This window comes from Haloferula sp. BvORR071 (assembly GCF_000739615.1).
GTDB lineage: Bacteria > Verrucomicrobiota > Verrucomicrobiia > Verrucomicrobiales > Akkermansiaceae > Haloferula.
The window spans coordinates 1-21,416 of record NZ_BATP01000058.1 but is presented as its reverse complement, the minus strand read 5'-3'; the positions used below and the strand labels follow the sequence as shown (position 1 = coordinate 21,416).

Annotated in this window: 21 protein-coding genes; 15 read left to right on the top strand and 6 right to left on the bottom strand. The window is 63.8% G+C overall.

What is annotated here, in order from left to right; translation table 11 throughout:
* Positions 1-30 precede the first annotated feature (30 nt).
* The 12 genes from BV071_RS28535 (at position 31) to BV071_RS28480 (ending at position 14,584) form a co-directional block, all read left to right on the top strand.
* On the top strand, positions 31-537 hold the full coding sequence (locus tag BV071_RS28535) for a hypothetical protein (RefSeq protein ID WP_035614811.1): 507 nt from the start codon (positions 31-33) through the stop codon (positions 535-537).
* A gap of 60 nt (positions 538-597) precedes the next feature.
* Positions 598-1,317: an MBL fold metallo-hydrolase gene (locus BV071_RS28530; RefSeq protein WP_035615016.1), complete on the top strand. Its 720-nt coding sequence runs from the start codon at positions 598-600 to the stop codon at positions 1,315-1,317.
* Between the two features lie 13 nt (positions 1,318-1,330).
* A complete protein-coding gene (locus BV071_RS28525; RefSeq protein ID WP_035614808.1) occupies positions 1,331-1,864 on the top strand; it encodes a hypothetical protein in 534 nt (177 codons plus the stop codon).
* Positions 1,865-1,953: 89 nt separating this feature from the next.
* The gene (locus BV071_RS28520; RefSeq protein WP_265595012.1) at positions 1,954-2,193 is read left to right on the top strand and encodes a hypothetical protein; all 240 of its coding nucleotides are present in this window, start codon (positions 1,954-1,956) and stop codon (positions 2,191-2,193) included.
* 3 nt (positions 2,194-2,196) lie between these two features.
* Positions 2,197-2,733, top strand: coding sequence for a 2'-5' RNA ligase family protein (locus tag BV071_RS33890; protein ID WP_052573998.1), 537 nt, complete (start codon positions 2,197-2,199; stop codon positions 2,731-2,733).
* 184 nt (positions 2,734-2,917) lie between these two features.
* The gene (locus tag BV071_RS28510) at positions 2,918-3,289 is read left to right on the top strand and encodes a hypothetical protein (RefSeq protein ID WP_035614802.1); all 372 of its coding nucleotides are present in this window, start codon (positions 2,918-2,920) and stop codon (positions 3,287-3,289) included.
* Between the two features lie 116 nt (positions 3,290-3,405).
* Entirely contained in the window at positions 3,406-3,966 is a 561-nt protein-coding gene (locus tag BV071_RS28505) for a hypothetical protein (protein WP_265595011.1), read from the top strand.
* A 188-nt stretch (positions 3,967-4,154) separates the two neighbouring features.
* Complete coding sequence (locus tag BV071_RS28500; RefSeq protein ID WP_035615013.1) at positions 4,155-6,908, top strand: ATP-dependent DNA ligase; 2,754 nt, start codon at positions 4,155-4,157, stop codon at positions 6,906-6,908.
* Positions 6,909-7,024: 116 nt separating this feature from the next.
* A complete protein-coding gene (locus tag BV071_RS28495; protein ID WP_035614796.1) occupies positions 7,025-9,838 on the top strand; it encodes a site-2 protease family protein in 2,814 nt (937 codons plus the stop codon).
* A 94-nt stretch (positions 9,839-9,932) separates the two neighbouring features.
* Entirely contained in the window at positions 9,933-10,595 is a 663-nt protein-coding gene (locus BV071_RS28490; protein WP_035614793.1) for a hypothetical protein, read from the top strand.
* 400 nt (positions 10,596-10,995) lie between these two features.
* On the top strand, positions 10,996-13,896 hold the full coding sequence (locus BV071_RS28485; protein WP_265595010.1) for a site-2 protease family protein: 2,901 nt from the start codon (positions 10,996-10,998) through the stop codon (positions 13,894-13,896).
* A 184-nt stretch (positions 13,897-14,080) separates the two neighbouring features.
* Entirely contained in the window at positions 14,081-14,584 is a 504-nt protein-coding gene (locus tag BV071_RS28480) for a hypothetical protein (protein WP_265595009.1), read from the top strand.
* A gap of 55 nt (positions 14,585-14,639) precedes the next feature.
* Here the strand turns inward: BV071_RS28480 and BV071_RS28475 are convergent, their stop codons facing one another.
* From BV071_RS28475 to BV071_RS28460, 4 genes are all read right to left on the bottom strand, one after another.
* Complete coding sequence (locus BV071_RS28475; RefSeq protein WP_035614785.1) at positions 14,640-15,863, bottom strand: folylpolyglutamate synthase/dihydrofolate synthase family protein; 1,224 nt, start codon at positions 15,861-15,863, stop codon at positions 14,640-14,642.
* Between the two features lie 168 nt (positions 15,864-16,031).
* Complete coding sequence (gene accD, locus BV071_RS28470; protein WP_305038379.1) at positions 16,032-16,817, bottom strand: acetyl-CoA carboxylase, carboxyltransferase subunit beta; 786 nt, start codon at positions 16,815-16,817, stop codon at positions 16,032-16,034.
* A gap of 70 nt (positions 16,818-16,887) precedes the next feature.
* Positions 16,888-17,670 carry a ComF family protein gene (locus tag BV071_RS33885; protein WP_052573996.1) on the bottom strand — a complete coding sequence of 261 codons (783 nt, stop codon included), beginning with the start codon at positions 17,668-17,670 and terminating at the stop codon, positions 16,888-16,890.
* A 13-nt stretch (positions 17,671-17,683) separates the two neighbouring features.
* A complete protein-coding gene (locus BV071_RS28460; protein WP_035614778.1) occupies positions 17,684-18,748 on the bottom strand; it encodes a CPBP family intramembrane glutamic endopeptidase in 1,065 nt (354 codons plus the stop codon).
* A 136-nt stretch (positions 18,749-18,884) separates the two neighbouring features.
* Here BV071_RS28460 and BV071_RS28455 point away from each other — a divergent pair, with 136 nt between their 5' ends.
* On the top strand, positions 18,885-19,136 hold the full coding sequence (locus BV071_RS28455) for a hypothetical protein (RefSeq protein ID WP_035614775.1): 252 nt from the start codon (positions 18,885-18,887) through the stop codon (positions 19,134-19,136).
* Here the strand turns inward: BV071_RS28455 and BV071_RS28450 are convergent.
* On the bottom strand, positions 19,133-20,005 hold the full coding sequence (locus BV071_RS28450) for a patatin-like phospholipase family protein (protein ID WP_035614772.1): 873 nt from the start codon (positions 20,003-20,005) through the stop codon (positions 19,133-19,135). The two genes, BV071_RS28455 and BV071_RS28450, sit on opposite strands and share 4 nt — an antisense overlap.
* Positions 20,006-20,057: 52 nt before the next feature.
* Between BV071_RS28450 and BV071_RS28445 the strand changes: the two genes are divergently transcribed.
* Both BV071_RS28445 and BV071_RS28440 read left to right on the top strand, forming a co-directional pair.
* Positions 20,058-20,423 (top strand): iron-sulfur cluster assembly accessory protein, encoded by a 366-nt coding sequence (locus tag BV071_RS28445; RefSeq protein WP_035614769.1) that lies wholly within the window; start codon positions 20,058-20,060, stop codon positions 20,421-20,423.
* Between the two features lie 6 nt (positions 20,424-20,429).
* Complete coding sequence (locus BV071_RS28440) at positions 20,430-20,963, top strand: J domain-containing protein (RefSeq protein WP_035614767.1); 534 nt, start codon at positions 20,430-20,432, stop codon at positions 20,961-20,963.
* Positions 20,964-21,193: 230 nt separating this feature from the next.
* Here the strand turns inward: BV071_RS28440 and BV071_RS28435 are convergent.
* Positions 21,194-21,416: hypothetical protein (locus BV071_RS28435; protein WP_035614764.1), on the bottom strand; the 223-nt coding region annotated here is incomplete at its 5' end.

Here is a 21,416-nt window from a genome sequence, read left to right as displayed (position 1 = left end):
TTTCGCACGCCGGGTGCTAGCAAGGGAGAAATGCGCCGTTCGGTCACCTTCTGGTCCGGACTCTTCGTCCTCTCCTACTTGTTCTGGGTTTGGTGGGACAGCGGGCGATACTGTTCCTATGCGGAGTATTCGCGTCCCGCGGGGACGCTGGGCATCTATGGCTACGATGCCACGCTGAGTTGCTCGCTGAATACCGCGCCAAACGCCAGCATCCACCCCGGCTTCAACTTCGGCCATGAGGACTTCAGCACCATGGGCCGGATCCAGAATCTGAAAGTGGAACAGGGCTCCTGCTACTTCGACTTCCAAGGCCCGCACCGCGAGATCCGGCTCGCGGCGTGGATCGTGATTGTGCTGTTCTTCAATGCTTGGGTTTTCCTGATGCTGTGGAGTTACCTGCGAAGGAAGAAGCTGGAGGATGCGATGCTAGCCCCACCGGAGGAGACGCAGGGCGAGCACCTGCTACTCGCCTCGCTGTATCATGTGCCGCCACCCGTCCCGCCGGACGCCGGCAACCCGGACGAAGTGCACCGATAGTGGCATCGCCACAGCGCTTGCTTCCCCGTCCTCCTGCCTCGCGCTATGGCCGGAGATGCCATGAGTGCCACCACCGACGAAATCGCTCCCGATCTATTCCGCCTCAGCGTGTATGTCCCGGACTTCGACATGCAATTCAACCACTTTCTGGTGCGGGACGAGGCACCGCTGCTCTTCCATACCGGCCTGCGGTCGATGTTCCCCGTCCTGCGTGAAGCAGTTGCCAGCCTGATCGATCCGGCCACGCTGCGCTACATCTCGTGGAGCCACTTCGAGTCGGATGAATGCGGGGCACTCAATGATTGGCTGGCGATCGCCCCGGACGCAGAGCCGGTGTGCACCTTGGTCGGCAAATTGGTGAGCGTGGATGACTTCTCGCAACGCCCGGCGCGCGGGATGACTGCGGACGATGTGCTGGAGACCGGCAAGTATCGCTTCCGCTTCCACCACTCGCCACACATCCCGCACGGCTGGGATGCCAGCGTGATGTTCGAGGAGACCCGCAAGACCCTCTTCTGCTCGGACCTTTTCCACCACTTCGGCAATCCGGAAGCGCTGACGAGCTCCGACCTGATCGGCCGCACCACCGATGCCATGCAGCGCCTCAACTCCGGTCCCCTCTCCGGCTACATGCCCTACACCCGGCGGACCGCCGGCGTGCTCAACTCACTGGCGGAACTTAAGCCGGAGACCCTGGCGGTGATGCATGGATCTTCCTATGCTGGACAGTGCGACGACTTGTTAGGAGATTTGGCAGAGGTCATTCGCGAGAACTTCTAACAAACACGGGCGCATGGGATTCTTCTCCAAATTTTTCGGTGGTGGGGCCAAGCCTGAAAAGGACAAGGACTTCCCGCCGGTGCCGGCATGGGAACCAGCCATCAAGATCCGGGAGGACCAGATCATCGACCGTTTCCGCTACTACACCGATCACAAGAATGACTTCGTGGTCTTCCGCCACGGGACTTGTGTCCTCGTTCCGGAGGGCCTGAGCGATACCGCTGCCAAGGAGGAGGCGAAGGCGATCTTGTCGAAGATCTTCAACTACCACCCGGACATGAACCCCGTGCCAATGGACGACGGGAATATGCTGGTGCGCTACAATCACCCGGCTTTCAACGTGGTGCTGGAAGACCTGGCGCAGGAGCACATCGCGAGCATCCGAGCCAATCACTTGAAAGCCTTGGCCCGTGACGAGGTGCTGATCACCTCGCTGGGCCAGAACCAGTTCGATGAGTTCGGCATGAAGGCGCTGTGGGGCCGCTGCTACTTCTTCATGGATGCCAAGGATCCGGTGGTCTCGAAGATCGTGCGCCGGAAATCTTGAGGCGCACCCGAAGGCCATGGAAAGGCAGAACGATATTGGAAGGCGGAGAAGCTTGAAGGCGGAACCCGCGGTACGCAGAAATGACCGCGATGAAGAAATCCGGCATATGCCCGAAGTGCAACAGCCCACGCATCATCGCCGATGCCACGGTGGTGGACCGAGATCGTGGTGGCAACCGGGACCTGAGCGTGGCCACTTACCGCAACAAGGATGCCTTCATCTTCACCGGCAAGCAGGAGACCGCACTCTCCGCCTGGGTCTGTGCCGCCTGCGGCTTCACCGAGCTCTATGCCAACCGCCCGCTTGATCTGATCCAGCCCGAGAACTGAGCCATGCCCCACGCCATCGAACTCTTCTTCGACGACGACTCGGACCTGCGCATTCGCAAGCTGTGGGAACGTCTCGCCGGACTCGGTGCCACCTACATGCACAGCAGCGGCGCACGGCCACACCTGACCTTAGCGGTCTGCGACAGCATCGATCTGCCCGCCGCCTCCCGCTTGCTCGATGGCTTCGGCGAGAACTTCGCCAGCTTCCCGCTGCAGTTCGCGGCTACCGGTTTCTTCCCCGGCGAGAAGCCGGTCATGTTCCTCGCGCCGAAGGTCACGTCCGAGCTGCTGCAGTTGCAGGAGCAATTCCATGAGGAACTGTCGTTGATCAGTCCCGACATCTGGCCCAACTACACGCCCGCCAAATGGATGCCACACTGCACCCTGGCGATGGACCTGCCACGTGAGCAATGCGGCCAGATCGCCGGGGTGATTGATGCCGCAGCGCTGCCCTTCGAGGTGGAGGTGGTGTCCTTGGGAATGGTCGAGTTCCGCCCGGTAAAGCTCAAGCACACCACCCGGCTCACACTCCGGACCTGATTGGCGGGATATTGGGACCGTCCCCTGAAAGAGAGACGTCCTTACCACGGCACGTGATCCCTTTTGTGGCAGAGCCGCTTTCGGAGTGAGCCCTTCCCAGAAGGGCGCCATACAAGTTCCAGGCGAGTTGCCAGAACAGCATTGGCAGAATACTCGGCCCCCGCATCATCCGTCCCAAGTCCCCATGCCCCTCACTACCGCGTATCTCTCCGGCTACTTCTCGCCCAAGGGCAGCTTCTCGCGCTTGGAACTGCTAGCCGCGGGCGTGGGCCTATACGCGATCAGTCTCTGCCTGGACGGATTGATGAGACGTTTCCCTGAGGTTTATCCTGCCGGAGACATGGTCTTCTACCGGCTCGGCCTCTACCTGGTCTGGGCTCTGGCGCTCGGGAAGCGCTCGCGGGACATCGGCACCACCTTTACCTATGGCGCCCTGGTCGGAGCGATCTTGCCGGTCATCGGCATTGTCTTCCTCTTTCAAAAGGGGGCCAAGGAGCGGGAGAAAGAGGCTGCTGCTGCGGAAGCAGCACGCGAGAGCGAGCGTGAGTCCGGCTGAGTGCGTTCGGGGAAAGCCGCTGTCCATTCGTCCGTCCGTTCGCCTAGGGAACCGACGGACGGATTCCCTCGCCGCGCTTGGAAACCGTATCTTCCTTCCTTGCTTGGCAGAACACTGTGAACGAACTTCTCCTGATCCCAATCGCCCTACCGATGAGCCTTCCTGCCACCGTGATCGGCCCCTTGGACTACACTCCCGGGCTCATCCTGATTCTGGGCATCATCGCGGCATGCTGGTCTCTCGCGGCCTTGGCGAAGGCCAAGCGAGCGGCGAAGTCCTCACTTCGATCCGTGGTCGGACTGCTCTGCGCCACCTGCCTCATCGCGGTCACGAGCGGGGGAATGTATTACAAGGAAAAGAACTCGCGGCCGATTCACCGCTTCATGAAGTCCCGCGAGCAAATCGGCCTAATCCAGACGGAGTCCTTCATCTACTTCGGCGCACACGATCGCGGCTGGCCCGAAGCCAGGACCAATGCCGCACTGATCCGCGAACTCTGCTCAAGCGAATCCTGCGCCAAGCGATTCCGCGAATCCCTCCGCCTGGATTCCACTGGCAATGCGATCGATCCATGGGACCGGCCCTATTTCATCCGCTTCAGCGAAGCCGGGGGCCTGACGGTCCATTCTTCCGGTGATGACGGCATCGCTGGCACGGAAGACGACATCGCACTGTGACCGATCGGTCCGTGCGTCCATCTGTCCATTTCCCTGAGCACATGGACGGAGGGAGAAATGGATCCCCACAGATCCACAAAACACCCGTTAGAAACATCCATCCAACCCCACCCTCCGCGTTCGCGTTCTAACCGAAACGATCTTACCGCTTGGCCCGGCGGGGTTCCGCGGCCACCTTCCCGGCGAGTGTGATCGAAGTCAGGTTCCAGCGCGGCCTATACCTCCCCGAGCCCGATCTGTGGCTCGATCCCTACGACGCGCAGCCGTGGGCCTTCGTTTCGCATGCCCACGCCGACCACTTCGCGCGCCATGAGATGGCCCTGTGCTCGACCGTGACCGCCGCGCTGGTCCGCTCCCGCTACGGGATTGCCGAATCGCGGCTGCTGCCAGCCTCGTTCCACACCACCGTGGAACGCAATGGCTTTCGCCTTCGCATGCTCCCCGCCGGGCACATCGCCGGCTCGGCGATGCTGCATGTCACGCGGATCGCCGATGGTTCTACCCTACTCTACACCGGCGACTTCAAGGTCCGGAAAGGCCGCACCGCCGAGCCCGTGGTGTTCCAACAGGCCGACCTGTTGATCCTGGAGACCACTTTCGGCCTGCCGCAGTTCAACTTCCCCTCGCCCATGGAGGTGGAGTCTGCAGTTTTGCGTTTCGTTCACGATGCCCTCGCGGATGGCGAGGTCCCGGTGCTGCTAGGCTACTCGCTGGGCAAGGCGCAGGAGGCGCTGGCCCTGCTCACCGAGCACGGCATCCCCACCCTGCTGCACCCGAATGTGGCGGACATGACCGTAGCCTGCCGCGAGGCCGGCGTGCCCGGTCTGCCCGAGCCGCTAATCCTCGACGGCACCCCAGTACCGGCAGGCCACGCGGTAATCGCCCCGCCGAATGCCGTGCGCTCGAAGCTCCTGCGCGCCCTCGGCAATCGCCGGGTGGCCATGCTCAGCGGCTGGGCAATGACTCCCGGTGCCAGCTTCCGCTACCGGGTGGATGAGGCGATTCCCCTCTCCGATCACGCCGACTACCCCGGCCTGCTCGAATGCATCCAGCGGGTGCGTCCGAAGAAAATCCTGACCGTCCACGGCTACACCCGCGAATTCGCCGCGGAACTGCGCCTGCGCGGGCAAGAAGCCTGGTCGGCCACGGGGAACGACCAGATGGAGCTGGCGCTAGCGCCGCCCTCCGCGCGTGGCTTCCTCACCGGCAGCGGCATCCAGACCACCGCCAGCGCCCGCCACGTGCGGCCGATCTGTGCACTGGCGGACTTCACCAGCCTCTGCCGCCTGACTGGCGAGACCAGCAGTCGCCTGGAGAAGATCCGCCACCTTGCCGCCTACCTGAAAGGACTGGTGAGCGATGAGGATCTCGCCCGCGCCGCCAATTGGCTGACCGGCCGCGCCCTGCCCCGCGCTGCCGACCGCCGCGCAGTATTCACCGGCGGTGCCACCCTGCGCCGCGCCCTGCTCAAGCTCCCCGGTGCCCGCGAGGAACGCTACCGCGAGATCTCTATCTCCCAAGCCGATGCCGCCCGCACCACCCGTCTGCTGCTTCAAGAGCTGCCACTCAAGCCGGAGCCGCTTGATCTGGCCGGGCTGGCCGCATTCTTCGAACAGCTCGCGAGCTCGCCCGGCTCGCTGGCACGGATCGACCTGCTGGCGAGCCGCCTGCGCACCCTGCATCCCGCAGAGGGCGAGACCCTAGTGAAACTGCTCACCGGCGACCTGCGCATCGGCCTGAAGGAAGGCCTCGTCGAAGACGCCGTGGCCGAGGCCTTCGGCGCGGAGCCCACCAGCGTCCGCCACGCCCACATGCTCACTGGCGATCTCGGTGAGACCGCCCGCTTGGCCCGCCACAAGCGCCTGGAAGAAGCCAGCCTGCGGCCCTTGGTGCCGATCAAGGTGATGCTCGCCTCGCCGATGCCGGATGCAGCCTCACTGGTCGCCGCCTTGGCCGAGCGCAATGACGGCAATCCGCTCTGGCTCGAACCGAAGTACGACGGCATCCGCGCCCAGCTCCACAAGCAAGGTGACCAGGCTGCCCTTTTCTCCCGCGACCTGCGCCCGCTTGATGCCGAGTTCCCAGAGCTCCTCGCCGCCGCTCTCGAGCTCCCCGGAGACTTCATCCTTGATGGCGAAATCATCGCCTACGCTGAAGGCCGGCGCCTGACCTTCCACGACCTGCAGACGCGCCTTGGCCGGCTTTCCACTGCCCAAGGTGACCTCTTCTCCGGCCCCTCAAATTCCCAATCTCAGAGCTCCTCTTCTCTCCCTCCCGTCCGCTTCATCGCCTTCGACCTTCTCTGGCATGCGGAGCAAAGCCTGCTCCACCACCCCCTGAAGGAACGCCGCCAGTTGCTAGAGAACTCCGCGCTCCGCATTCCGCATTCCGCACTCATCGTCCCAATCGCCGTCGCCCACCTCCCGCCGGACGCCGACGCGGTCCAAGCCGCCTTCAAGCTGGCCCGCGCCGATGGCAATGAAGGCCTGATCGCCAAGGCCCCGAACAGCCCCTACTCCCCCGGCCGCCGCGGCAAGGGCTGGCTCAAGCTCAAAACTTCCACCACCCTCGACTGCGTCGTCGTCGCCGCCGAGCAAGGCCACGGCAAGCGCGCTGAGGTCTTGTCCGACTACACTTTCGCCGTCCGCGACGCCAGCAACGGCCAGCTCCGCATCGTCGGCAAGGCCTACTCCGGCCTGACTGACGCGGAGATCGAGGACCTCACCGAGCACTTCAAGCGCCACACCCTCTCCACCGAGCGCCGCAAGCACATCGTCGAGCCAAACCTCGTGTTAGAGATCGCCTTCGACTCGATCCAGCCCTCCAAGCGCCACGACTCCGGACTGGCCATGCGCTTCCCCCGCATCCACGCCATCCGCCGCGACAAGACCGCGGCGGACATCGATACGCTCCAGTATGCGTGGTCATTGGTGGATGCCTGATTACGGGCGGCCGTGATGGCTGGATCCGTGCAATTTGCATTAATCTTTCATTTTGAAAATCTAGTCCTCCCAAATATAAGCTTTTAAAAAATTCCCGGAAAGTGTAGAGCGGTAGCGTGCTCGCCCTTGGCATTTTCCCACTCGATGCCCTGCCCGGATGGTTTCTCACCTTCTATCTGGGGACCCTTTTACTCTCGCCCCTGCCGCTGCTCGTCGTCACGGCGGCGAAGTTGCGGACTTGGTTCCTGCCCCAGCATACGGCCGCCGATCCCGCTACCCTGCCAGCCAACGTCCGCCGCCAGATCCAGCCGTGGATCGGCCGTTTGGGCTTCCTCGGCTATGCCTTCCAGAACTCCAGCCGCAGCCTGGATGAGAACAAGCGCGACTGCTTCATCTACCGTTTCGCCAGCGTCAATGACCGCAGCCTCGCCGTGGTCAAGGTGCGGATCCCCTCCTCCTCGCCGAAGGCCAAGGCCCAGATCTCGCTCAGCCTCTTCGCCTTCCTGCCGGACGGCGGCGTGATCGTCACCGCGGACCGCGCCATCGCCCCCAGCCGCCCGGAGCACTGGCAGCTCTGCCACCGCCGCTTCACCACGGTCGAGGCCCAGTTATTGGAGCATCGCTCCCGCTTGGAAGGCCAGCCGGTGATCTTCATTCCCCAGCAGCAGATCGGTGCCCGCTTGGCCCACGAAGAACAGGCGGTGCCGGAGGCTTTGATCGCCAGCGGCAACTATTCCCCGCTCTCCTACGAATCCCAAGGAGCCAAGCCCGCCTTCACCGCACGGCCCAAGCTCGCCTGGCGACAGCTCGCCGCCTTCTTCTCCGGCGCTGCCGCCGCCTCCGGCCGCCGCACCGACCTGGCCGCCGCCGCCAAGCCCGGTGAACTGGAACAGGAGCAGCAGCAGCATACACCCTCCCACGAGCGCAGCACGGAGGATAGCGTGGAAGACCAGCTCAACCGCTACCGCGAACTCACCACCAGCAGCGCCGGCCGCAAGTACTACGCTTCCCGTATTGGCGCGACCACCCTCACCCTCGCCCTCTGCGTCGCATTCATCGGCAAGTCCGATCCCCTGGAGACGGCGGCGATCGTGCTCGCCGTGCTGGCGACCCACGAGTTCGGCCACTGGCTGATGCTGAAGATCTTCGGCTTCAAGGGCATGGGCCGCTTTTTCGTCCCCTTTCTCAATCCGCTCGACCGCGCCCGCAAGCTGCACGCCCCGGCATGGCAGAGCCTGCTGGCCATCCTCGCCGGCCCCCTGCCCGGCCTGCTCGGCGGCATCGCCATCATCGCCCTCGGACTGGTCCTGCCGCTGCCCGGCTGGCTGCTCGATGTCGGCGGCTTCGCGATCATCATCAATGCCTTCCATCTCCTCCCCTTTCTCCCGCTGGATGGTGGTAAGGTCGTGGACCTGCTGGTCTTCCGCGACCTGCCCTTCCTGCGCCCCTTCTTCACCGGCGTTTCCGCCGGGCTGGTGCTTGCCGCCTGGTTCTTCACCCAGAACCGCGCCCTCCTCTACATGGGCATCGGCATGTTCAGCGCCATGATCTGGGACTTCAAGATGATCCGCGTGGTGCGCGGTGGCCGACGTCTCGGCTGGACGGATGCCGCGGATGAAGACGAGACCCTGCGCCGCATCTTCAGTGGCATCCATGAGGAAGGTAACACCGGCTTCTTCGGCGATGGCAACTGGCACCGCCAGATCGAGGTCCTCCTGGCCGAGGTCATGCGCAAGCGCCCCGGCTTCCTGCTGCGCATCCTCGGCGGCGCCGCCTATCTGGCTGCATGGTCGGTCGCCATCCTTCTCATCATCCTCACCCTGGGGCTCTCGCTTTCCGGCGGCAGCGAGCACCGCCGCCGCATGGCGGAGAGCACCACCGAGTTCCGGTCCGACTTCCCCGCCAGCACGACTCCCGTCACCTCCGACCAAGTCATCCCCTTTCGCGCTCTCGAGGACAAGACGACCGCGAGCATGGATACCGCATCGCTCGATCACTTCGACTGGCCCACTGCCAGCCGCGTGATCAATGCCGGCATGGTCCACGAGGAAACCTTCACCATCTGGATGAATGTCCTCTGCAGCCGCATGGAAAAGGCCTTGCAAGAAGGCCGCGCCCCGGAAGCCGCCCGCCGTGCCGAGATGCTCCTCCACGCCCGCAGCTCCATGGAGCCCGCCGCGACATTGCACATCCGCCAGGCCCTGTGGGATAGCGAGCAGCGCACCCTCGATGTCGTCGAACAACTCTCCGCCAGCGGCCAGCTCGATGCCGTCACGATCGGCCGCCTCGATGCCCGCATCAACGCTCTCAACCAAGCTCCGCTTCCCGCCGTGGAGAACCGTCTGTTAGTCGATGGCAATATCTGGCACGACGCAGGTTCCGGTACCGCCTTCGAAGCACCGGAATTGCTCGACGGCAGCCTTGCTGACACGGGCGTGGATGAAGACCACCGCTTCTGGCGTCTCGCCGCCCTCCGCAAGTTCAACTGCTTGAACCACGCCGTGATCGGCCGGGAGGCGGCCATGGCCACCGCAGCAGTCGCCCGCCATTGGAAGAGCACCAAGAAGGTCGGCCAGCTTCCCGAAACGCTGGAAGGCGCGGATCAACCGCTCAACGGGGAAGCTGCCTACATCATGGACTTCTGCGAGGCCCACCAGCGCATGACCTGGCGGCGCATCACCACTCTCTCCGCGCTGCGTCTCGAAAACCACCGCCTCAAGAAGGGCAGCCTGCCTCCCACGTGGAATTATAGCCTCCCGGGCGGCGCGATCCTCAAACTGGTCCCCGGCGAACACCCGAAGCTCATGCTCGAAGACCATCGCGAACTCGCGAAGCTGACCCCATCTTGGATGAGCCAACTTTCCACGAAGCCAGCGCCTATCAACCACGAGTGCCCGCTCAATCCAGGCACCCCGCTTTCGCAGAAGTAGGCCAGGCCGGGCAACTTCGCCAGCAAAGCGATTGCCCGAGCGCGCAGGATCCGCTTATCAAATGCGGCATCCTAACACCTAACTTGCTTCTCCCATGATCATGCGTCTCGGCTGTCTCCTCCCCTTGCTTTCCCTGGGCCTCCTCGCCCTCGGCGGCCAAGGTCTCTACACCATCGCGACCAATCGCAAGCCGCTCGAAATTTCGATTCAGGACTTCTACAAGCAAACGCCCGATGCCAAATGGCTGAAGGTCACCGGTGGTGAACTCGATACGCTCAACAGCGTCTTCACCTCGCGCACCTCCGGTTCGGATGCAAAGGAGATCTACGTCCCCGTCGTCGCCCCCGGCGAGGACTCCACCACCGGGAATATCCGCCTGCTCCTGCTCACCAAGGACCCGGAGCTCGTCGGCTTCATCAACGAAGGCCGCAAGATCGAGGCCGGCGGAGGTTCTCCGGAGAAGGCCATCGAGTTCGCCGCCAAAAACGCCGACAAGCTCCGCCCCAAGCGTGATGTCGAAGGCTTGGTCCAATTCGGCATCGAGTCCGACAGCAAGAAGCGCGACAAGGTCGCCAAGCTCTACCCCAATCTGGACTCGAACGCTGCCATCATCGAAGACGGCAAGAGGCCAGACTTGGCACAGGCCAGCTTGATGACAGCCCTTGGCCTGCTCCTCGGCGCCCTCGTCGTCCGTGGCCACTTGAAGAAAGCTGAACCCCAGCCACAGGGACCGCCGCCGATGCCGCCGGCCGCTTGAGCGAGCACTCCCACTCCACCATCGAATCAATTCGAAGCCCAAGGCTTGCGGCAACGCAGCCTTGGGCTTCTTGCGTCAAGGCCGGGGCCACATTAGCACCGATCTGCATAAAATATCAGGAAAAGTTAAACTTCTCCACGATCCTCCCGCCCACATTCCGCAAGCAGGCGCGGGTGGTTTTCGGTCATCAAGCGACCTCGAAACGGTGGAAGATCCCCCAGCGGCCGGGAAGGAATGAATCCCCTCCAAACCAATGATTTCCACCGCAGCGACGGTCTAGGAGAGTCAGACAAAACAGACTGTCCGGCGTTCAAAAAAATCTCGATACACGTGAAGAATTACTTGCACGAAAGTAAAACCAACTTGATTTTTTTAGAAATCTAATCTTAATGGGGCCCGGATGCCCCCAGCATTTCTAGGTATGACCTTCGGCCTGGTACTCTTGGCTTTGGTCTTCGCCACCGGTCTGCCGCTCGTATGTGCCTTCATCGCCCTGATGAACGTGCGGCGCTACCGGGTGAAGGCCCATGCCTGCGAGACCCACATGGTTCCGACCGATGTGAAGCGTCGCATGGCCCCATGGCTGAACCGCATGGGCCACTTCGGCTTTCGTCAGGCACAGGTCGTGCGCTTGGAGAGCGCCGGCTTCGCCGAGGCCCACCGCTGGATCCTCATCAATGATGAGGAAAAGACCTTTGCCACCCTGGAGCGCACCGTGCCCGTATCCGGTGCTGGCCCGCGGGTCTCACTTTCGCTCTTCACGCCGCTGCGCGATGGCACGCTGATCGTCACCCTCGACCATCGCCTCACCCGCCATCCCCCATCGTGGTGGCGCGACGTGCAGCGCCACTTCGGCACCGTGACCGCCCAGTGGAAGCACCACTACGCCCGCATCCGCGGCGAGCAAGGCCGGATCATCCCTCCGATCGAGAAGTTCACCGAAATGCTGGCCGCCGACGAGGAGGCCCGCCACGCCGCGCTGGTCACTGGCGGCGAGTTCACGCCAACCAAGGCCGATCCGGAGGTCCTGCGCCTCCGCCTCACCCGCCTGCCCTCGCGGGTGCTGCCGATCCTCGGCGATTTCTTCCTCGGCCGCTACTTCCGTTCGACCACGCGCCGCGATGTGGCCGCACCGGCCAAGGCCAAGCCGGATGAAAACGAACGCGTCGGCGGGGCCATCGGCCTTTCGCTGAACCAAGCTGTCGAGCAAGACCTCACTCGCTACCGCGCACTGCAATCGGTGGGTTCCAGCCCGATCGACCATGTCCGTCGCCTGGTCCTGCTCGCTGGCACTGTCGCCTTCTTCATCTTCCTCTTCGGCGAGGACCAGCCGCTGCAGACCGCGCTTACCGTGATCGTGCTCTCCGCGCTGCACGAGGCCGGCCACTGGCTGCCCATGCGCCTCTTCGGCTATCGCGGGATCCCGCCGGTCTTCATTCCCTTTACGGGTGCCACCGAACGCGGCCGCAAGCTTCACGCCCCCGCTTGGCAGCAGCTCGTCGTCCTCCTTGGCGGCCCCCTCCCCGGCCTGATCGCCGGTCTGGCAATGCTCGCCCACGGTTACTTCCGCCCGGACACGCCACTCTGGCTGTTGGATGCCGCAGGCATGGCCGTGGCCCTCAATGCCCTGCACTTGCTGCCGGTGCTGCCGATGGATGGTGGCAAGATCATCGACCTGCTGGTCTTCCGTGACCTTCCTCTGCTGCGCCCCTTCTTCACGGTCACCGCTTCGCTCTCCGCTTTTGCCGCTGCCATCGTCCTGAACAACCGCGTGCTGCGCTACATCGCCATGGCGATGTTCGGCGGCGTGATCTGGGACGTGAAGACCATCCAGGTCGTCCGCGGTGCCCGCAAGCTGCCATGGGCCGGCGAAGTGAATGACGAGGGCGAAGCCCTGCGCCGGATCTTCCGCGGCCTGCGTCAGGAAGGCCACGGCTCCTTCATCGGCAGCGATGGCTGGCACAAGAAGATCGAGGCACTGCTCATGGAAGTCATGCGCAAGCGCCCCAGCTTGGCCACCCGCTTCGCTGGCGGTAGCCTGCTGACCTTGGCGAGTGCCTTGCCTGCCCTGCTCTTCGTTGGCGTGCTGTTAGGCCCGGTGCTCGGTGATGCCGGCCGCATGGTCCGCACCGCGGAGCACGTGAATGAATTCCGCAAGACCTTCCCGCGCGAGAATCGCACCCTCTCGCCCGAAGATCGCTTGGATCTCGTCCATCTCGCCGCCGAGACGGAGAGGGATGCCGATGGTGTCCAGGTCGCCCATCTCGACCGGCCGCGCGAAGCCGCCTCCAAGGTTGCCACCAAGATCGGCGCGCGTCTCGATCGCTTGGACTGGCAGAAGGCCGTGATCGCCTCGCGCAGTAACGTGATCGGTGCCCAGATCCTGCCGATCTGGGTGGACGTCCAGGTCCGCCAGCTTGAGATCTCCGCCAACGAAGGGCGCAAGACCGATACCCTCCACCGCGCGGACCAATTGCTGCAGATTTTCTCGGAAATCGAACCGGCTACCAGCCTCGAGCGCCGCAATGACTTCACCGATGCCGAACTCCGGGTCCTCACTGTCGTTGAGCGCGAATCGGGTGCCGGCAACTTCGATGCTGCGGCAATCGACCTGATGGACAAGCGCCTCAACGAGCGCAACGTCAATCCCGATCCCGAAGTCGAAGGCCTCCTGCTGGTCGCCGCATGGGCCGAACGCACCCGCCTCTCTGCCATTTCCGACGCGGCCGCCCAAGCGTCACTCGACCCGCGCTTCTGGCGCGACCTCTATCCGCGGATCCGCACCGTGCGGCGCTTGCTCGCGGAGCAAAACACGACCCTCGTGCCAGCCTCCGTCGCGCTCGCGCGCCACTGGAAGAAGACCCGCAAGGTCGGCGACCTGCCGCCGCAGATGGCCCTCCCGGTGATGGTCTCCGCGGGTGAGGCCACCCTGATCCTCGACTTCTGTGAGCAGCACCGGCTCCTGACTTGGCGCCGTTTGTCCACCCTCTCCGCCCTGCGTCTCGAAGGCAGCCGCCAGCGCAGCACCGCCGGGAAGAATGCCGAAGGCACTCGCCAAGGTGACCGCTTCCCGACGATGTGGAACCACACCCTGCCCGGCGGCGCGACAATCGAGCTGCACCGTGACAAGGGTCCCTATCTGCGGCTGACCGACCGCCGCGACCAGATCTCCCTGCGGATCCCGACTTGGCTGGCACCAGCAACCTTACCCGTGCCGCCCACCGCGCCGCCGCTGGACTACGAGTGCCCGCTTTACGGCGCACCTCCCCCGCCGCCCACGGAGCTCTCGCAGCTGAAGTGACCTGAGGCCAGCGGGTGTCTGGGAAGGACGCAGTGGTCCGCGATGAGCTGTTAGGCGATTGCATTTCGCAACGCCATTCACCTCCCCCACCGACTATAACCCACTGGTTATTTTCGAATTGCCCATATTGGTTAGATGGGCTAACAGGGCTGCGGCATATCTCCTGCCATTCACCCCCTAGAAGATGAAAACACTACTGCTCGCAGGGCTCGCCCTGTGCTCGTTGTTTGCGGCTCCCTTGAACGCAGCCGAAGTAAAGAAGAAACCGAAGCCACCGGCAACACCAGTCCTCTTCGGCGGCTGGGCTGCCGGCAAGACCTTCAGCTATACCGTCACCGATGTGGTCTCCTCTGCCGTTTCAGGCATAGGCGGCACCGCCGTCCCGGTTCCGGTGCCGAAGGGCATCCCCGCCTACACCCTTGGCGAACGGGTAACCTTCACCATCGGCAAGAAGGGCGAATTGCTCGCGCCGAAAGGCCTGAACATCGCCTTCAAGGCGGACGGCGGCAACGTCAATAGCTACGTCAAGCTTCCGACCGCAAAGGCCCCGACACCGCACTCCGCGCTGGTGTGGAAGAACCCAAGCACCAATGAACCCACCGGCGGAGCTGCTCTGACCTTCTTCCTGGTGAAGCGGGGCAAGGGCTTCAACGTGACCGTCACCACGGTGAACTACATGCTGCAGTAACCACCAGGTTCTGACTCACACTTGTTTTTGCATGAAGGAGGGCCCGCGCCCTCCTTCACTGCGTACTGGACTGGAACTTGCCGCCCTCGAGCTTCGCCTTCGCCTCCCCCACCAGGAAGAGTGACCCGGCGATCAGCAGCGGTCCGCCCTCTTCTTCTAACACCGCCTGCCATGCCGCCTCGAAGCTGGAGTAGCAGACATGAGGCGGAGCTCCTTCCGGCAGCTGCGCGGCCAACTCTTCCGCCGGCACCACCCGCAGGGTATCCACCGGGCAGATGTGGATCTTCTCCGCCAGCGGAGCCAGCAGCGCCAGAATCCCGCGCACATCCTTTGCCGCCACGGCGCTGAATAGCAGCGTCGCCTTGCGCTGGCGGAACTGCTCGCGCCAAGTCTCCGCCAGCACCGCGGCTCCTTGCGGGTTGTGCGCGCCATCCAGGATCACTTCCCTGCCATCCCGCTCGATCCGCTCGAAACGACCCGGCCAGCGCACCACGGAGAGCCCGTGTTGCACCACCCCATAGGAAAGATGGATGCCCGCCGCATGCAGGCACTCCAGTGCCAGCGCCGCATTCCAGCGCTGGTGAGGGCCCGGCAATGCCAGCGGATATCCCTCCAGAGGCTGATCGATGAAGGTCAGCGGGGAGCGGCGCTCGTTCGCTTCCTTCTCTAACACCTTCCTTACTCCGGGCTCCTGTGGCGCGGAAATCACCGGCTTGCCCTCGACCATGATCGCCGCCTTCTCCGCCGCAATCTTCTCCACGGTATCGCCCAGCCACTGCATGTGATCGAGTCCCACCGGCGTGATCGCGCAGACATCCGCGGGCACCGCGGTCGTCGCATCCAAGCGCCCGCCCATGCCGGTTTCCAGCACGATCAGGTCGCAGCCCCGCTCGCGGAACCAGCGCATGCCCAGCACCAGCGCGATCTCAAAGAAAGTCGGATGCGGATCAAGCGTCTCACAGATCCCGCGCAATTCCGTCAACATCGCCGCGCACTCCTCTTCCGGGATCTCTTCTCCCGAAACCCGGATCCGCTCGCGGAAATCGATCAGGTGCGGCGAGGTGAAAAGCCCGGTGCGGTTCCCCGCTGTCCGCGCCACTGAGTCGATCATCGCGCAAGTACTACCCTTTCCGTTGGTCCCGGCGACATGGATCACCTTCACGCCATGATCCGGGTAGGCCAAGAACTCCTTCAACAAACGCCGCGGCCCCTCCAGCCCCAGCTTGATGCCGAAGAGCTGCGTGGAGAAGAGCCACTCGATGGATTCAGGGTAGGTCATCGGCGCCGCAACATCTCCAGCGCCACCTCGAACGGAATGAGTCTGGCTTCGCCACGCTTCAAGCTGGCTAAGCGCTCTTCCGGCTCCAGTGCCATGACCTCATCCAGAAGCGCCAAGGACCTTTTGCTCATGCTCTCTTCCTAGCACGACCTATCCATCCAGTCCACCTCACCCCGCCACCGGCATCATATACCCGAGCAACTGGGCAAGCTGGTCCCGCAGTTTCGGGCGCGGCACGATCGCATCGACGAGGCCGTGCTCGAGCATGAACTCCGCGGTCTGGAAGCCGGCAGGCAAGCTCTGGTGGGTCGTCTCTTTCACGACGCGCGGACCGGCGAAGCCGATCATGCACTTCGGCTCGGCCAGATTGACGTCACCGATCGTCGCAAAGGAAGCTGTGACCCCGCCGGTGGTCGGATGGGTCATCACCGAGATGTAAGGCAAATGAGCCTCCGAGAGACGCGCGAGCGCGCCGCAGGTCTTGGCCATCTGCATCAGCGAGAGCATGCCCTCCTGCATCCGCGCGCCTGAGGAAGCGGAGACGATGATCATGCCGCGTTTCTCCTGAATCGCGAGCTCCACCGCGCGGGTGATCTTCTCACCCACCACCGAGCCCATGGAGCCCGCGAAGAACTTGAAATCCATCACCGCGATCATCGCCGGCTTGCCACCGATCGTCAGGCGCCCGGTTACCACCGCATCGCCCATGCCGGTCTTCTCGCGCATGCCGGCGATTTTCTCCTGATAGTTGAAGAAGCCGAGCGGATTGGCTGAGCTCATCCCCGCCTCGGTCTCGTTGAAGCTGCCGACATCCGCCACCAGATCGATCCGCTCGCGCGAATCCATCAGGAAATGGTAACCGCAATGGTGGCAGGTTTGGAAATGCTGCTTGAGCTCCAGCGTGTGAAGCATGGCCCCGCAATCGGGACATTTGGTCCAAAGACCCTCCGGCATGTCGTCGCGGCCGCGGCCGCGGCGGAGGGGTGGCTTGTTGAAAATACCCATCGGTGGTGAGGCGGCGACGCTAGCCGCGCATCACGGTGACGACAACCACCTTTTGAACCCCCGCCTTGCGGAGCACCCGGGCGCACTCGCCGGTGGTCGCCCCGGTGGTGAAAACGTCATCCACCAGCACCGCCCCGCCCGGGTGGGCCGCAAAGTGGCGCTCGCCCTCCCGCGTCAGGGCGAAGGCCCCGCGCAAATTCTTCAGTCGCTGGGCCCGGCTCAGCCGCGTCTGGCTACCGGTCCCCCGTTGGCGGGCCAGCCCCCGGCATAGCGGCAGCCCGGTCAGCGCTGCGATCGGCCGGGCGATCTCCTCCGCTTGGTTGAAATGCCGCCAGAGCTGCCGGCGGCGGTGCAGTGGCACCGGCACCAGCGGCCACTTCCCCGCCAGCGCCTCTAGCAGCCGCGGATCTTCCCCGAACGAGCGTTGGGCCATGCGCCCTAGCTCCGGTGCCAGATGGATCCGCCGCTGGTACTTCAGCTCGTGGATCATCTGCAGCACCACCGGATGATTCGCCACCGCCGGCCGGGCAAAAGCGAAATCGAAGTCCAGGTTGCGGCAGTTGCTGCACTCGAAATCCCCCTCGATCCTGCCCTCGAATTCCTCCGCGCAGCGCAGGCAGAAGGGCGATTGCAACGAAGGAATCGCCGCCCGGCAGGCCTCGCACAGCGCCGCGTCACCCTTTGTCGACTGCCCGCAGGCATTGCAAACGGAGGGGAAAAGCAGATCCAGACAGCGCGCCCACCAGCCCCGGACCGGCACCGCGACTGGCGTGGCAGGGGCTGCGGCCTCGTCCGTCGTCATCGCGTCAATCGCTTCAGTTCCGGTACTCCGCCACCGGCTCGACCTCGCGGGTCATGGCATGCACCAGGATCCCCGTGATCACGACCACCGAGAGCGGCAGCAACCCTTCCTTGAGCGTCTCGCCCACAAACCAGTGGACCCCGCGCGGCAGCCCGGGCACCACCCAAGTCGCCGCCTTGAACATCTTCTCCCCGAAAACCCAGCCGAAATGCAGGCCCACCGGCAGCCACAGCGAGGCCGTGCGGTAGCGCGAATACGCCAGCACCACCCCCACCGCCGAAAGCACCAGGAAAGTCGAAACCATCGGCACCGGATCAGCAAAACGGCCGAAAATCTGGCCCAGCATCTGGAAGCCCGCTGACGCCGACTCGGGATCGGAGATCATCACCCCCACGGGAGGTTCCAGGAAATGCACGAAAGCAAACAGGAAGGATAGCGTGGCAATCGCGTAGGCCGGACGCATCGCCCGCAGGAAGATTCCCAACAGCACCCCGCGGAACAAGGTCTCCTCGATCAGAGCAGTCGCCAGGGCCGCAGGCAGGCCTTTTTTGACCGCAGCAGCCCAGTTGATCGCCTCCACGACCTTGTTGGGGGTGCCGCGGGCGGACAGCGGCATATCCCGCCACACGAAACAACCGGACTGAATCATCACCCAGCCCGAGAGCAGCAGCAGCCCCGCCGCCAGGAAAAATCCCGTGCCGAACTGAAGCCAGCCTTGGAAATTGCGCTTCAACGGTTGGCCGAAGTCGGACACCACCAATTGCTGCGGCAGGCGCACCGACCACGGGGTGTCACCGTACTTCCCGCTTGCCCGCCCCAGCCGCAGCCACGCCATCAGCGGGAAAAGCAGCAGCACCGCGGCAAGCAGTACCGCGCGGTTGAAGAAGCGCGTGAAATCCGCACGCCGGGCGGCATCCGCCAGCCAGTGGATCACGGCATTGCTTTCTTTGCCGGAGAAGACCTCCGCCATGCCCTTGCCAAAATTGTAGAGCCAAGGGGCGATCACGGCCCCCAAAATCAGCGTGGCCGCCACATAGGCGAAGATTTTCAGGACATCGCTCTGCTGACCGCTCCGCACGGGAGTGGATTATGCCGCCACCGCCCGAAACTTCCAAGCGCCAAGTGCTAGGATATTTACCTAGTCCGCAGCCATCGGGTGGCGTTTTTTGCCCTTGGCGCTTGGAAGTTCCCGCTTGCCCACCCAGTCTCCCCGCATGGAGTCCCACGAGTGGCGCGAAAGAACTGAAGAAGGCCTGCGCTTCTGGCGGGCATCCCGCCACGCCAACCGCTGGACCTTCCAAACCACTCTCAAGACTGACCCCGACTGGCAACCCATCGACCCCGTGCCGCGGGAGATGTGGGAGGCACTCCGCGACATCCTCTGGAAAAAATACCAGCGCAAGCGCTGCCCTTGGGAGTGGATCGAGGCGATCGACAAGATCCTCGCGGAAGACGAGCCAGCCTAAGCGACTACAGTCCGCCCCGCCGTCAGCCCCAGCTCGTAGCACCGCGCAGCATTGCTCTGCGTGATCAAGCTGGGCATCGGCGTGATCGTATCCACCTCGATCAGCTTTTTCCCCTTCAGCCGCGCCAGCTCCGCGCGGTGGCGGTGAAGTTCATTGCACACCGTGTGATGCGCGGAGCCGATGGACGTGGCCACAGTCTCCCAGTTCACCGTCGGTCCGCTCCCCGCCTCATGGCGGATCCGGTGAACGATAATCGTATCCACAGCCGGATCATCCAGCCACTGCTCGAAGGGGATCTCACACGCCACGCCGCCATCGATGTAGCGTTTCTCCCCCACCCGCTGGATCGTCAGCATGCCCGGCACGGCACAACTCGCCACGATCAATTCCGCCAAGGGACCCTCGCGCAAAATCTCAGGCCGGTGGCTGATCGCATCGGTCACGGCGATCTCCATACTCGGCGATTGGAGCGCGGAGAGGTCCTTGTCATCGACCAGCCGCTGCAGGCGCTTGACCGCGCGTTTTCCCGAAAACAGCCCGGAGGACCAGAAGACACTAAGCACCCCTGGGAGGCGGAAGACCGAGCCCCAGTCGAAGAAAGACCAGCGCAAGGAAGCATCCAGGACCGCCTCCTTCAGCTCCTCGCCGCGCAGCCCGGAGGCGTAAAGCGAACCGGTAAGCGCCCCGGCCGAAGATCCGGAAACCTTCTCCGGATGCAGCCCCGCCGCAGCCAAGCCATTGAGAAACCCGGCATGGGCATAATACCCCAGAAACGAAGATCCAAGGGCGACGGCGAGGCCGGGTGTGACTGGCGCGATGGGTGAAGGGTCGTCGGGCAAACGCGGCGCACCGTAGGGATCGGCACGCACTTGGCCAGATTTCAGTTTCCAGCGCGCGATTCCGGAGCGAAAATCCGCCGCGATGTCAGCGGCTGCGGTGAATTACAAGGTGGGCAATGAAAAGCTGGTCCGGGTGCTGGATGCAGCCTCGGCACATTTGCGCGGCCTGCTCACGAAGCAGGGCCGGCCGGAGGGCGCGCTCCGCATCGCCGTCATCGGCGGCGGTTGCAGCGGCCTGCAATACAAGATGGACCTCACCGACGGCCCGCGCGATCGCGACATCATGGTGCCGAGCAATGGCGTGAACGTGGTGATCGATCCAAAGAGCGCCCTCTTCGTCAGCGGCAGCGAGCTGGATTGGTCGGACGACCTCCAGCAGGGCGGCTTCAAGGTCAGCAACCCGAATGCGGTGGTGACCTGTTCCTGCGGCGAAAGCTTCGCGGCCTGAGGACCGATGGATCCCTTCACGCGTCTCGGCTTGGAGCAGCGGCTTGCGATTTCCGAGGAGGAATTGCGCGAGGCCTTCCGCGCCGCGGGCAAGCGCGATCACCCGGATGCCGGCGGCACTGGCGAAGATTTCACCGCGCTGCAAGAAGCTTACGCACGCCTCTCCCGTCCGGCCAAACGCCTGCGCGCATGGCTCGAGTGCAAGGGCCTGCAGGGCGAAGAACGCGGCGCAATCTCCCCCGCTCTGTTAGATCTCTTCTCAAAGGTCGGCTCCACCCTCCAAGAAGCGGATGATGTCACTCGCCGCCGCAGCGCCGCACAAAGCGCCTTGGCGAAGGCCATGTTAGAGCCCGCCGTCCAAGCAGTCCGCGAGAAGCTGGAAGATGCCTTGGCAGATGTCGCCACCGCCATCACAGCCCAGGAAGCGAACTTCCCCGCCATCGAAGTCCGCCAAGGCGACCCCTGGCTAACAGCCCGCGACCTCGCCTTCCTCGAAAAGTGGCAAGCCGAGCTCAAGGCCCGCTTCGCCGGCCTCTGGTGAAGCTAGTAGCCTTGCAAGCCTCTGCCGAAGGAGCGTGCTTTCCTGAGACGAATGGCACTCGTTTAAGGTGGCTTTCAGTAGGGCTGCCTTTTGGTAGGGCGAGCTGGCCTCAGGCAGCCGCGGGCGATCCGCGGAGACCTGAACAGTCTTCTACGCTCCCGGATGATCCCCTCATCGCTCGCGGCGCGCTGAGGCCAGCTCGCCCTACCAAAAGTCAGCGCCGGCGTCACTCACACCCCATCCACCACCCGCCGCGGCACCAACGCCTCAAGCACATAAGCCACAAACATGGCCACCAGCACGCTCACCCCCAGCGTCCATGCCGCAGCCATCCCCAGCGCCTTCCAGCGCTCCGCCAAGATCACGCGCGGCGAGTGTTCTGCCATATGCACCACGACGGGATCTCCCATCACCTTCGCATCCATCTCCATCACGATCATCTTCAGCTTCAGG